Below are 13,637 nucleotides of genomic sequence, written 5' to 3' on the forward strand. Positions count from 1 at the left end.
AGGCGCGATTATCTCACTGGGTTCCCACAGCAATTCTTGCTCCATCGTGACCCGCATTCTGAACAAGGCATATAGCGAACGTACTCTTCTCGTTGAACATCCGTCATCGTTTTACGGTGGTATACATACTTGTCGTTGTAATCCTTTAAAACCTCTCCGGGCACCAAATCCCAAGCATCGCTATCAATGGCAATATTTGCTCGAACCATTAACCCTGGAGGCATTTGGTCATTCTTTCTTAACGTAAGGCGCTTTTTTTTTTCCACAACACTTTGGTTTTTTACGGCTAGTCCAAACTCTAAGTCGTAGAATTCTGTCTGCCGCTCCCTGCCTTTGTCAGTTGCAACAGCACTCACATGAACAATGAGATTCTGATCAATACTCACCTTGAGCTCTATCCGCTCCTGTAAGGGAGGAAATTCCGGGTTCACCTCGATTGATAATGCACCAAAGCTGGTCCTAGGATCTGCAGCACCACTTTTACCTACCATTTGTGGGCGTTTGAACACTATGTTCACTTTTCCATCTCTTGGGTCGGTACAGTATAAAGATTGGCTTGTACCTATACTCTTGCCCCGCCGAGGTAGCACAGTCCCTTCATGCAACACGTTAATGAGCGAGTTTCTTGCTTCCAATAATTCAATCGGTTTTGCGAGAGTTAAATCAAGATTATCCGCTGCAACCCATGCCGCACCTTCCGAAATGATGCGATCACCATTTTCGGCAATTTTTAAAGAGGCAATACCGAACAGTTCGGTTAACTGATGTTTAATTGTTGGCATATTCACCATGCCACCTGTAGCTAAACACAAGGCTATGGTCTGTCGGTCAATATCCGCATGATTGGTATCCAACAACACATCAATCTGATTGATCCCCTGACGAACCAATTGCTTGGTAATGTCCTCCAATTCGCTGCGAGTAAGCCAATAGTCGATTTCTGTTTGCTCGCCCTCACCGTGATAGTAATCGGGAAGGAATATGTTGGTCTCATCTCGGCTGGAGAGTGTAATCTTAGCCTTTTCGCATTGTTCAAGCAGCCTGGCACGCATCCCAGGGTTTACTTCCAAGATACTTTCATCGTTCCAGTGATGGGTCTCAGCGTGCTTTTGTTCTACGTACTTGAGAATAATGTCATCAAGATAATCACCACCAACCTGATTATTCCCTCTGTTCAATATCTGCATGATGACACCGTTGACCACCTTGCATAGAGTAAGGTCGAGAGTCCCGCCTCCCCAATCAAATACCAGCAGCATCTGGCCTTCATAGCGTCGTAAAGCCTCTTCAGGATCAGCGTACCCTCTGAAATAACCATACAATGCAGCCAAGGGTTCCTGGACAAACGTCTCTATGTAGACACCTGCATTAAGACAAGCCTCTCGCAGCACTTGGCGCTGCCGCCCGTCCATCGCCACGGGGATAGTCACTACTGCATTCTGCAGATCGGCACTGATATCCGGATCATTGAGCATCTCATCCCTGGCATGCTGGACAAGGTAGCGAATATAATCTGTTACCACTTCCCGAGGGCTCATCAATCGACCTTCTATATTAATAGACTCTTGTCCCAGTAGCTTTTTCGGGCCACGCACCGTATTGCCTAAAATACCCACGCCCGCCTGTTCAAGCTTTTCCTTGGCACGTCTACCGCAAATTACCTTTTCACCCTCATAGCGAACCACTGATGGATGAGGCCTAGCTAATGTATCAAATGAACGAACCTGATTCTTCCTGGTAATTACTGATATCAAGCTATTGGTGGTACCAAAATCAATTCCTATTTTTTGAACCATTCGATTTCCCTCTCAATACTCTCCAATACCAGCTCGATTTGGTGCTCAGCGTTAGCGACTTTAGGTACTTCCCGTTGCAACGCTTTCAAAGATAATTGCAACGGCATCACAACTTCTTCATGCAACAGGTTGTAAGCCTTTGCCTTGGCCTTGCCGACATCATCTCTTAGATGAACTCTCTCGGCTTTCTCATCCAACTGCTGCTCATGAGCAAGCATCTTTTCTTTATCAAGTTGTTGCTTTAAGTCATCAAGCTGACTCTGCAAATCAACAACATGAGACTGTAACTCTCGATTTTGCGCGGAAAGTGTAGTCAATTCTCTTTGCAAAGCGTCCCGCGAACCTTCATAAAACTGAGACTTATCCTTCAGTTCTTCAATTTGTCGCTGAAAGAAACGAATGGTTTCTGCAATGCCGCTTTTGATATCACTCATCTGCGCAGCTAAAAAGAAACAGACACGCTTATCAGCGTTCAATTCGCTGACCTTTATTGTTAACCGCTTTTCAAATTGATAGATGGCTTTCTCCGGCGAACACTTGCCTGTCTCTACAGCCCACAAATAACCCATTGTGATAAGGTTTTCACACTGATTCTGTAACTGGGCTGGAGTGAACGACCTGAATTCCTGTCCATCGCGAGCATCATCTTTCTGGCTCTGCTTGAGTAGATCGATTCGTTTCTTATAGCGTTCTGTAATTGTATGAGTTAATAATGCCAGTAGCCCCGGATTCGTCAGGTCAATGCTGCTGGCGACATCTATAAAAAGGTTTGTGCTTCCTCTATGGCTTTCAACCCAGTTAGCGCTTACGGCTTCAACGCAAAACCCGACAACTTTCTGCCGAACGTTCGCATCAGCATCCTGAGTAAGCAGTAACACCAGCAGCAGTCTCGAAAAATCAGGATCACTGATAGGAATCGACTTGGTACATTCATCAACAACTGCCTTCGTCAAATCATCCGCAGTTTTCAGCTGTCGCAGAGCCGACTGCAACTTTTGCGTGAACACAGCGACTTTTTCTTTGCCATCTTTTTTTTCTGGAACAAAAACAAGCAACAGCAGCTTTCCTAAAGAACTTAGCTCTTCTTTCTGCTTGTCTTTTTTATCCGCTTTCACTGTTTTCGTGTTTTGCGCCATTGAATTCACGACTGGCTCACTCGCCCGAGCTCCAGATACAGATACTTTTTGCTCAGAGGTTAAGCTACTCATACTCTGCTCTGGTGTTCGTTTCAGCGACAATGTTCCGCTTTGGTGTTTATCTTGGTTATTACTCAATTTCTTCTGACTCCTGCACCATGTGGCTAAATGCATCATCATGCTTTAATTTTCTGGCATAAGCTTTCTTAGCAATCACGTCACCTTCTGCCAAAGCCTTGCGATAACACAGATAATGTAATTTCTGTCGGTCTTGTAATGAACTACTTCTGGGGTTAATAACCCGTGTTCTCCGCTCCAATTCATTCAGGGTATAAACCGAAAAATGTGGTACCAAATCATTTAAAATTTCACTGGTCGTTTGATCAACGGGAAGTACATTGTTGAGTTTTCCATCATGACGAACTTCTTGATGTGACTCGCCCCTGAATAAGGCAAAAGCCACATCCAATAACGGAATTTGCGTTCCCCTACCCACACTAAAATCGTTTGCATTGAACTCAATAAGCCTTATCAATGAATTGGCCAACGGGGTGTTGTAAGGCTGCAAATTCTGCAATGCACGATTAAAACACTCATTGAATTCGCCGTAGGTTAATTGTTCAGTCCGATGGTCTTTCGCTAACACCCCCAAGAGGTACTGAACCAGCCCCTCTTTGTACCAAAGCGCGTCACTGTATGAATCTGTTTCTTGCTTGAATCGACTAATAGCATTGCCATCAATGAGTTCTGATGCAAAACATCTCACGAAGCTGTCATCGACTGCCTGCAATTGAGCTTCAGATACGTGGCATAGATCAAGCTTTAACTTTTTTGCAGGTTGCCCTTGACGCAACAGCTCAATATCAAAAAATCCCCGCGGTGTTTCGCAGATAACATGAGCTAATTCGGACGGAGTGGAAAGCACAACATCGTTTACTCTCACCTGCTCAACAAACGCAAGCTCAATGTCATCAGGGGCAACCGCATCGGTGAGCCTGAAAGTACCGCCTATCACTTCTCGCCCCAATATCTTCAGCACAGGATTAGCAACAGGATGGACCAATTCATGTCTGTCACGCTCTGCGATGGAAAAAAATGCCGCACTGCACTCACGACAAAAGAACTGCGGGCTAAGATCCACACCACGTGAAGTTAAGCGCCCTTCGTAATATCTGTCTGTTGCCGACTCTTGAACCCATCCTACTGTTGGCATCGAATCTCCTTGTCCTGGCTCACCACTTTGGAAATTTAAATTCAGCTAAACCCCAATCACCTTCAATACTGAGGCTGGCATGAGTTGAACCGCTTTGCCGCCTGGCCCAACCTGCTGCCAAGACCATAATCCAATTGCAGCATTCCGGCTGGATTAGGCAAATCACAGCAATCAGTTTTCTTCTGCGTCCGAAGTCGCAGTAAACAGCCCCTCAACGCTAATCTCTTTTCCCTGACACAAGGCTTTTGCTGCCGCCATTACCAATGCGACCCTATTTTCCAAAAATGCGGCGTAGTCCTGGGCAACCTTCGTAGCAAACTCTTCACCGCTAAGCCCCTCATAGGTGGCCTCAATCAGCATTTTCGGGTCGATCAGATGGGTCTTCAGCCGATATTCCGCCATATCGCGGTTCACATGTCCGACCCGCTCTTCCAAATAAGCCCAGGGGTCTTTACGGCCAATTTGCATATTGGTACGGCCAGAAATCAGCGAGCAGTTCAGTGCCAAATAGCTTTGGTTTTCATCCAAGCCCGCTTCCTGCAACAAAGCATCCGGGAAAATATGATGGTAATGGCGTTTTTGCAAAGAGTCGTAACTCGCCTTTTCATTATCGGCAAAGTCCAGCGCACCAAGGCGGGTAGTTAAGGCCAAAATACCCCGGCGCAAGGAGCCGGCTTTCTTTGGCCAGCCCTCTACCAGCAGTTGCTCTTTGGTCACCATCTCTTCGGTAAACACAGGTGCTTCTTTAAGCCTTGACTCGGCACTGAAGCCGTCAGCGCACACTTGCCGGATCACCTTGTAGTCAGCAAACGCGCGGCTTGCAGTGGAGTTTTCATAACGAGAAGTGAAAAACGCTCGCCACATGTAGCGAGACAATACCCCTTTAATAAATCCTAACCGGTCACCTGACTCAGGTGCTTCTGCAAGACAAGCTGCAATCACGGCTAACACCGCATTGGTTGGCAACCTTTGCTCATCAAAAACCCCCTGTCCGGCCAAGAAAGCAGCCATACGACCCAGGCCCAGCTCTATTTTGTCCCAATGTGCAACCATGGTCTCTTTGCACATATCCAGCGCGCCGCGTTGATTCGGAGTTTTATCCTGCAATAGCGCTGCAGTGGTCAGCATCAGCCAACCAGCATCCTGATAGTGCTCTACGTCCGGGTACTTAGCCAGCAACTCGGTCTGCGCGTCATGCAGTGACTTTTCTTTCACCGACTCCACTTCGGCTACTATGATGTCGTAAATAGACAAAGGTTTACTGTTGGTATTCATATTAATAAATACCTGCAGCGCAACATCTTTGGGAGTGGACACCGGCAGTGCCAGATAAGGCATATTGTAGTGAGTTAGCCTTTCTCTCAGCTGAGTGATCACTTCACGTAAACGCTTCTCCTTGCGACTGAAAGCCTCCTCATCGGCTTTAAATCGCTCGATCGCTTCTGCAGGCTCAGCGCCATCGGCCAGGTAAACACTAATATCCGGCTTTTCCTCACCAATGGCATCATTAAGCCACTGGTCAACTTCGCCCTGAATCGTATTAATGGGCTTAAGCAAGGAAAGCGGCACCAAACCACGGCTCAGGCTGTCACGGGCAGAGTTTGCCCACAAAGGATAAAGCCGGTCGTTGCCCTTTTGCTGCCAACGCCCGACTACACGGCAGGAGAACTGTGTCTCAACCTCTTCATCCGCTGACTGATCGAACTCAGCAATGTAGGCAAAGTAAGTATCCCACTCATAACTGTTATGTAGTGCTCGCCAAAAAGCAGTCAAACGCTGTTGACCATCCAGCAGATGCTGTGTCACCGGCTCTGGGTGCTCCGGCTCAGCATGGCTGATATACCGAGAAACAAAAGGCTCTGTGCTGCCTTCAACCTGTAAGATAAGCGCCACGCCAATGGGCAGGTTATTCAGTGCCGTATCGAACAGGCTTTGAATACGCCGTTTATCCCACGCCTCGTATCGCTGAAAACGGGGCAGTTTCACCCGCCCATTTTCAATGGCGTTATACCAATCCCCCAGAGAGCGATCCTGCGCCTTGATTGACTGTTGCATCTGTTGTCCTTAAATCCTTTTTCCTGACGTGATTGTCTATGCCACAAAAACTTACCATCACATACCGCAGAGCAGCACGCTGTTTTTCCGGTACCCCTTGATAACCAGCAATGACGCTATCTACACCTGCACCGTCTGTGTTTTTGTGGGTGCCAAGTCTTCATCCACCCAATCCGCTTCTGGCCCATCTTCAGCCAGCGCAAGCTCGCCGGATAACAGCTTAGGCAGTAGCGTGTCGCGGAGATTGGCCAATGCCTCTGACTCAAGTCTTGAAACTGTCATCTGTCTGAAACTGGGCAAACAGGTTTCACCAAACCTCTCCAATAGGTCGGCTTTAGGCGGTAAAGTAAGATAGAAGCTATCAAAGCAAGCATTCTGGACACGTTGACGGCCTGAAGAACCAACCATGCTTTGAATACAATGAGCACGAAATTCAGAAAGCCTAGAAAGACATGCTACAAAAGGCATTGAAACAGCGCCCTTGCCTCTCATCACAATAAACTCTGTTGAGCCGAAACCAGCTTCATCTTCACTAAGAAAATCAACAAGTGCCGTTTTACCATTTTCCAAACATGGGGTAATTCGAGCCAACAAGACGTCATCAGCCATGAATTTGGAACCACCACTAAATTCTTTTTCCATCACGCCATCAATCATAAAGCCGGACGTCGGAGCAGCCTTCATATCGGCAAACTTAGCAACAGTGCCTTTAGTCAGTTTTACCTTAGGGTTGATATCCATTGCCTCAGACACAGCTTTCACCTCCCACCCCTCCGGTATCCAGCCGAGGTCGGGGTGCTCGACAAAGCTTGAGGGGAACAGCGCGCGGATCTCGGCGGGCAGGCTGTGGCTGGCGTTGACGGCCGCGGTGTCTTGTGAGGCTGTGCCCGGGGCAGCGCTAATCGCAGTGCCAGAATGAGCGCCCTGCGCTGGTTCAATAGCGGGTCGCATCTCTTCAGGAGCAGCTTGGCGCATCCCTTCACGACCAGCTTGTCGAATAGCTCGTCGAACAGCAACCCGCGCGGCCAGCGGCTCGGGGATGCCCTCGCCTTGAAACTCTCGCTCAAAGAAGCCACTATCCAGGGCGTTATCGAACACCGGGTCAAAATCGACAAACCAGCTCTTAAACAGCGCCTGCACCATCTGCTCCAAGGTCTGGTTGGTTTGGGTGTTTAGTGAGATTTTTCTTGAAACTAACGCCCAAATATCTGCGACGCTTTCCGCCTCATTGATAGGAGGAACTAGAATGGGAAGAGCAGAGAGAATAGAAGTATTTAGGTTAGGCATTGTCGCGCCGATTGCATGCCTAACGATCCACTCTCTTACCGCTGGATGGCATAAATAAGCGTGCAGAAAAACTGGTGATAACACCGATGATGGAATACGAACACGTAGACATCCGGTTCCACATAACCAGCCTTCTTCTCCGGAAGTGATCAAACAACACTTTTCAACATCACCACGCCGACTATATACAACGTCCCCTGCCAAAACTTTATGCTTAGCAAGACGTTCAACATCCTTTGGGCTTACACGTGCAATATCTGAAGTATCAACCCCATCAATACGGATATTTTTGGGCATGATAGATGGTATACCTTCATCCACATAATCCGCTGCATGAAGCTGACTACCGAATGGCCCCGTTTGAATACTGCCCCCAGACTCCTTTGCGAGCTCACCCAAGGTAGTGGAGCGCCATCCAGCGGGGACTAACGGGAATATCTCATTAGAACTCATAACCCAGCCCCTTCAGGTTGGCCTTGATTTGGGCTTCCAGCTTGGCGGACTCACTGAACTGCTCGGCCAGCTTGGCGGTGAGATCGAACATCTTGGTCTCAAACGGGATACCGTCATCTTCTACGTCGGCAGCGCCGACATAGCGGCCCGGGGTGAGCACAAAGTCGTTGGCCTTGATGTCATCGAAACTGGCCGATTTACAGAAACCGGCGATGTCCTGATACACCACTTCCTTACCTTCCGCATCAAGCACCTTTTGACCGCGCCAGGTGTGGAAGGTGGCGGCGATGTGGGCGATATCATCAAGCGTGAGCTCTTTCTGCTTGCGGGAGATCATCGAGCCCATATTACGGGCATCAATAAACAGGGTCTCGCCGCTACGCTTGCGATAGCCCTTCTCTTCATTGGCTGACTTATCTTTGGTGAGGAACCACAGACACACGGGGATTTGGGTGGTGTAAAACAGCTGCCCCGGCAGGGCAATCATGCACTCCACCAGATCGTCTTCAATAATCTGCTGGCGGATAACTCCTTCGCCGCTAGTGTTGGAACTCATGGAGCCATTGGCCAGCACAAAGCCTGCGCTGCCTTGGGTTGAGAGCTTGGAGATCATGTGCATGATCCAGCCATAGTTGGCGTTGCCGGTTGGTGGCACCTGATAGTCGGCCCAGCGCGGATCTGTGGTCAGCTCGGCTTCCTGACGCCACTGACTCTGGTTAAACGGCGGGTTGGCCATAATAAAGTCGGCTTTCAAGTCCGGGTGCTGATCTTTAAAGAAAGTATCACCGGCCACTTCGCCCAGGTTGGCCGCAATGCCACGAATCGCCAGGTTCATCTTGGCCAGCTTACGGGTGGTGTTAGCGTACTCCTGGCCGTAAATGGAGACATCCTTCTGGTTGCCCTGATGGGCCTGAATAAACTTGAGCGATTGCACGAACATCCCCCCTGAGCCGCAGCAAGGATCGTAAATTTTGCCCTTGTAGGGCTCGAGCATTTCGGCAATCAGGGTAACCACACACTTGGGAGTGTAGAACTCACCGCCGCGCTGGCCTTCACTGGCGGCAAACTTACCCAGAAAGTATTCATACACCCGGCCGACAACATCCTGCTCCGACAGCTGGCACTCATTGGACTGCTGCTCAACAATCAGATCTATGTTATTGATGGTGTCCACCAGGGATGCCAGCTTGCTGGGCTCCAGATTCAGTCGGGAAAAGTAGTTTTCCGGCAAGGCGCCAGCCAATGATTTGTTGTTCTTCTCCACTGTCTTCATGGCAGTGTCGATAATCAGCGCCAGATCATCCTGCTTGGCATTGGCGATCACATGGCTCCAGCGCGCCTCCTGCGGCAGGTAGAAGACATTCTCCATGGTGTAGAAGTCCACCATATCGGCAAAAGTCGCGCCCATTTCTGCATGCTCTTTGAGGATTTGGGCTCGGCGCATTTCAAACTTGTCGGAGATAAACTTGAGGAAGATAAGACTGAGCACCACATGTTTGTACTCGGCAGACTCAACGCTGCCACGCAGCTTGTTGGCACTGTCCCACAGGGATTCTTCAAAACCTTTGGATACGTTTGCAGCGCCTTTAGCCGATGGGCTTTTCGCCATAATGATTGATTCTCTTCTCTGCGCTCTACCATGTTGCATAAACTGCGGCAAAGCGGTACTTAAGCTGTGACAGAAAAGGAAGCAGAGCACCTGGTGGTGCAAAAGACAGGATCCAGCTTCCTTATCTTTAGGATTAGCGGCGGTAATACCAGTAAACCGCCCAAGATATGGAGGGTGATTGTGCCATATATTGGTTTGAACTGACCAGCAGAGCAGCTTGATGGCCCTCATAAAAATCGCTTTTAGACCCGACTTACAGTTAAGCCGCCAGCAAACGCTGAAAACGCACAGAATAAACGCCAGTAACAGCAGAAAATTCTGTCTTGGCAAGCAGGTAATAATCACATCAGGCTACTAGTACGTCATTAGCGAGGTGTTGTTGCCGAAATTTTTGAAACATCATACAAAAAAGCCCGCCTGTTTACACAAGCGGTCTTCTCTAAATATGGCGGAGGAACCGGGATTGGTACCCTGCATGACGGCGCGATAACCCCAGCAATCCGCTAACCGAGACCAGGCTAATCGCTATTATCAAAACCAAGAAACGAAAAAGCCCGCCTGTTTGCACAAGCGGGCTTCTCTGAATATGGCGGAGGAGCAGGGATTTGAACCCTGGATGGGCTATAAACCCATGCCGGTTTTCAAGACCGGTGCATTCAACCACTCTGCCACCCCTCCGGAACGACGCAAATAGTATATCCAACAAAAAAGCGTGTAAACCTTTAATAAATCATTTTATTCCAACTGCTTATTCGTTAAACAAAGCGGCTTTTAGTTAAGCATTTCAGGGCTATAAACTGTCCCAACCCCGTCAGATAGATCTGAGTATCGTTGATGTAGTCGTTGGACAAACAAGTGGATTGGGTTGAGAACCCCTACTCTATTGGCGACTTTAAGTCTATGACTGGCATAGGAACGGAAATACGAAAAGGCCCGCCTGTTTGCACAAGCGAGCCTATCTGAATGCGGCGGATGAGCAGGGATTGAACCCTGCATAACGGCGCTATAAACCCAGCAATACTCTAAGTGGGGCCTGGCCAATCGCAATCATCAAAACCAAATACGAAAAGCCCGTCTGTTTGCACAAGCGGGCGTATCTGAATGTGGCGGAGGAGCAGGGATTTGAACCCTGCATAACGGCGCTATAAACCCAGCAATTCTCCAAGTGGTACCTAGCCAATAGCAATCATCAAAACCAAATACGAAAAGGCCCGCCTGTTTGCACAAGCGGGCTTCTCTGAATATGGCGGAGAAGCAGGGATTTGAACCCTGCATAACGGCGCTATAAACCCTCAATACTCTGAGTGGGGCCAGTCCAATAGCAATCATCAAAACCAAATACGAAAAAGCCCGCCTGTTTGCACAAGCGGGCTTCTCTGAATATGGCGGAGGAGCAGAGATTTACACCCTGCATAACGGCGCTATAAACCCAGCAATACTCTAAGTGGTACCTGGCCAATAGCAATCATCAAAACCAAATACGAAAAAGCCCGCCTGTTTGCACAAGCGGGCCTATCTGAATATGGCGGAGGAGCAGGGATTTGAACCCTGGATGGGCTATAAACCCATGCCGGTTTTCAAGACCGGTGCATTCAACCACTCTGCCACCCCTCCGGAACGGCGCAAATATTATAAGCTCACTAAGCCGTTGTAAACCCTTATTTCTAAAAATATGTTCATATGCCTAAATCTCAGCCATCCGAAAGATTCAAACGGAACTCATATCGAACAATAAAAGCCGCTCCAGAATGGAGATTTACCATGCCGCTCCGTCACCCCTGTGGTAAAATCAGCTTATCTTTAAATGACTTTGAGCCACAATGAAGCCTAGCTTGATCCCGGCCGGGGCCCTTACCCCTCAATACTCCAATCTGCAGCTTCCCACATCGAGCCAACTGACAGATCTATTACTTGGACAAGAAAGAGTCATAGACGCCTTTGGTCTGCTGCAAACCTTATCAGGACAACAGCTCTTCCTGGCAGACTTCCAGGGTATCCACCGCACTTGGCTGTTTGAAGCCCTGAGCGCCCAAAGCAAAATGCCGATGCAATATTTAAGCGGTCGCATCACCCGGGCGCAGCTACTCGGCTATCCGGATAGTCAACCATCAAGGCAACCGGGTGCCCTCACAAAGCCCGGACTACTTTTTATCTGCGCCGAGTCCTTGTGGAAACGTGAGCCTTTGTGGGAGCTATTGTTGGATGCCATCGAAAAAGGTGGCTTCGAGCTTCAGGGACAATGGCAGCCACTGCAAGCCAAAGTTGTATTGGTGGGCTCGAGTCTGCTCTACAGCGAGCTCAGGTACCATGAGCGCAGATTCAGCGAGTTGTTCGCCCTGCTTGGCGAGCTGGTATTTGAAATTGATTTGCAAAAGGTTACTGTCAACGCCTATGTAGCCTGGCTGGCAGAGCTGGCCAAGCTCAGTGATTGTCAACTGACCGAGTCGGCCTTACTACCTCTGCTCAGATACAGCAGTCGCCTGACAGAGCATCAGCAGCGTTTGAGCCTCGCCAGCGCAGATTTGGCACAAGTGTTCGCTGAAGCTGCTTTTTACAGCCAGGGGCAAGCGCTGGATGCCAACGCCATTGAACATGCCCTGGCACAACGTCAGCAGCGACATAACGCCCAAGAACAGCAGTCGGCACAAAATCTTGATGACGCCTTCATCTATTTGCCAACTGAGGGTGCTATGGTGGGGCAAATCAATGGCCTGACAGTGATAGATACCTTGGATTATTGCTACGGCGAGCCAGCCAGGATCACGGCATCAGTGCATTATGGTGATGGTGAAGTGGCCGACATTGAGCGGAAATCTGAGTTGGCGGGCAATATCCACGCCAAGGGAATGATGATCCTGTCCGCATGTCTCTATCGGGTATTTGGCCGCGACGCGCCCTTGCACCTCAATGCCAATATTGTATTTGAGCAGTCCTATCAGGAAATTGACGGCGACAGTGCCTCCTTGGCCGAATATTGCAGCCTGATCTCGGCGATAACCGAACAGCCGATAGACCAAGGGCTGGCGGTGACAGGTGCGCTTGATCAGTTCGGCAACGTGCAGGCCATCGGCGGTGTCAATGAGAAGATTGAGGGGTTCTTCAAACTCTGTGCCAGGCGTGGCTTGACCGGCAGCCAAGGGGTGATTATGCCCAAGTCCAATGTGCAGCAACTCAACCTTGCACCCGAGATCATAGCGGCGGTAGAGCAAGGTCAATTTCTGCTCTACGAAATCACTCATGTCGACCAAGCTGTCACTCTGTTGATGGGGATAGAGGCCGGGGAAGCAGACGAAGACAACAACTTCCCCGAAGACACTTTATACGGCATGGTGCAACAACGACTGGACAAGTTGGCAGGCAATCTTGATGAAGAACCGGGCTATTTTGCGAGCTTGCTGGCAAGATTGCCATTTTTTCGCCAATAAGTAGCTGATCGGAGTTGTTTGGCTTACACCTGTTCGCTAATCTTGGCGGCACTTGATGAAGGATGTGGTAACAACAATGACTAAAGCAAACAGTTTCAACAAAGAAGAGCTCATCGCCTGCGGCCATGGTGAGATATTTGGCAAGAACTCCCCTCGCCTGCCCGTGGACAACATGTTGATGATCGACAGAGTCGTCACCATCAACGACAACGGCGGAGCCTTCGGTAAAGGTGAAATTGTTGCGGAACTGGATATCAACCCGGATCTCTGGTTCTTTGGCTGTCACTTTGTTGATGACCCTGTTATGCCAGGTTGTCTAGGGCTGGATGCCATGTGGCAACTGGTTGGCTTTTTCCTTGCCTGGGAGGGCGCCGTGGGTAAAGGCCGTGCACTTGGTGTAGGCGAGGTCAAATTTACCGGCCAGGTGCTGCCAGGCGCCAAAAAGGTGACTTATAAGCTTAATATCAAGCGCACCATACACCGCAAACTGGTGATGGGTATTGCCGATGCGACTTTGGAAGTAGATGGCCGCGAGATCTACTCGGCCACGGATCTGAAAGTGGGTGTATTCAGCGATACCTCAACCTTCTAAAGCCATCGAATACAAGTAACAAGGTCGGCAATTGCCGACCTTGTTGTTTTCAGAGCGCTATAAAAATGCCC

General features: G+C 49.2%; 8 protein-coding genes and 2 tRNA genes. 2 read left to right on the plus strand and 8 right to left on the minus strand.

Annotated elements, in window-relative coordinates; all coding sequences use genetic code 11:
- Positions 1–8 precede the first annotated feature (8 nt).
- The 8 genes from ACSHSR_RS11560 to ACSHSR_RS11595 all read right to left on the minus strand — a co-directional run bounded on the left by ACSHSR_RS11560 (position 9) and on the right by ACSHSR_RS11595 (position 11,163).
- The gene (locus ACSHSR_RS11560; protein WP_221056109.1) at positions 9–1,796 is read right to left on the minus strand and encodes an Hsp70 family protein; all 1,788 of its coding nucleotides are present in this window, start codon (positions 1,794–1,796) and stop codon (positions 9–11) included.
- Positions 1,781–3,070, minus strand: a complete 1,290-nt coding sequence (locus tag ACSHSR_RS11565) for a hypothetical protein (protein WP_479630774.1) — start codon at positions 3,068–3,070, stop codon at positions 1,781–1,783. The genes ACSHSR_RS11560 and ACSHSR_RS11565 overlap by 16 nt, the downstream gene beginning before the upstream one ends.
- Positions 3,063–4,145 (minus strand): hypothetical protein, encoded by a 1,083-nt coding sequence (locus ACSHSR_RS11570; RefSeq protein ID WP_221056107.1) that lies wholly within the window; start codon positions 4,143–4,145, stop codon positions 3,063–3,065. The genes ACSHSR_RS11565 and ACSHSR_RS11570 overlap by 8 nt, the downstream gene beginning before the upstream one ends.
- A gap of 171 nt (positions 4,146–4,316) precedes the next feature.
- On the minus strand, positions 4,317–6,200 hold the full coding sequence (locus tag ACSHSR_RS11575) for a GmrSD restriction endonuclease domain-containing protein (protein ID WP_479630775.1): 1,884 nt from the start codon (positions 6,198–6,200) through the stop codon (positions 4,317–4,319).
- Between the two features lie 120 nt (positions 6,201–6,320).
- Positions 6,321–7,940 (minus strand): restriction endonuclease subunit S, encoded by a 1,620-nt coding sequence (locus ACSHSR_RS11580; RefSeq protein WP_479630776.1) that lies wholly within the window; start codon positions 7,938–7,940, stop codon positions 6,321–6,323.
- A complete protein-coding gene (locus tag ACSHSR_RS11585) occupies positions 7,930–9,549 on the minus strand; it encodes a type I restriction-modification system subunit M (RefSeq protein ID WP_221056104.1) in 1,620 nt (539 codons plus the stop codon). Before ACSHSR_RS11585 ends, ACSHSR_RS11580 begins: the two co-directional genes overlap by 11 nt.
- 587 nt (positions 9,550–10,136) lie before the next feature.
- A tRNA-Ser gene (locus ACSHSR_RS11590) sits at positions 10,137–10,227 on the minus strand.
- Between the two features lie 845 nt (positions 10,228–11,072).
- Positions 11,073–11,163: transfer RNA gene (locus ACSHSR_RS11595), tRNA-Ser, on the minus strand.
- Positions 11,164–11,369: 206 nt separating this feature from the next.
- Between ACSHSR_RS11595 and ACSHSR_RS11600 the strand changes: the two genes are divergently transcribed.
- Together ACSHSR_RS11600 and fabA are read left to right on the plus strand one after the other, a co-directional pair.
- Positions 11,370–12,974, plus strand: coding sequence for a Lon-insertion domain-containing protein (locus ACSHSR_RS11600; RefSeq protein WP_044734388.1), 1,605 nt, complete (start codon positions 11,370–11,372; stop codon positions 12,972–12,974).
- A 76-nt stretch (positions 12,975–13,050) separates the two neighbouring features.
- Positions 13,051–13,566: a bifunctional 3-hydroxydecanoyl-ACP dehydratase/trans-2-decenoyl-ACP isomerase gene (fabA, locus tag ACSHSR_RS11605; protein ID WP_025009632.1), complete on the plus strand. Its 516-nt coding sequence runs from the start codon at positions 13,051–13,053 to the stop codon at positions 13,564–13,566.
- Positions 13,567–13,637 lie beyond the last annotated feature (71 nt).

It is taken from the genome of Shewanella sp. VK101 (assembly GCF_056497865.1).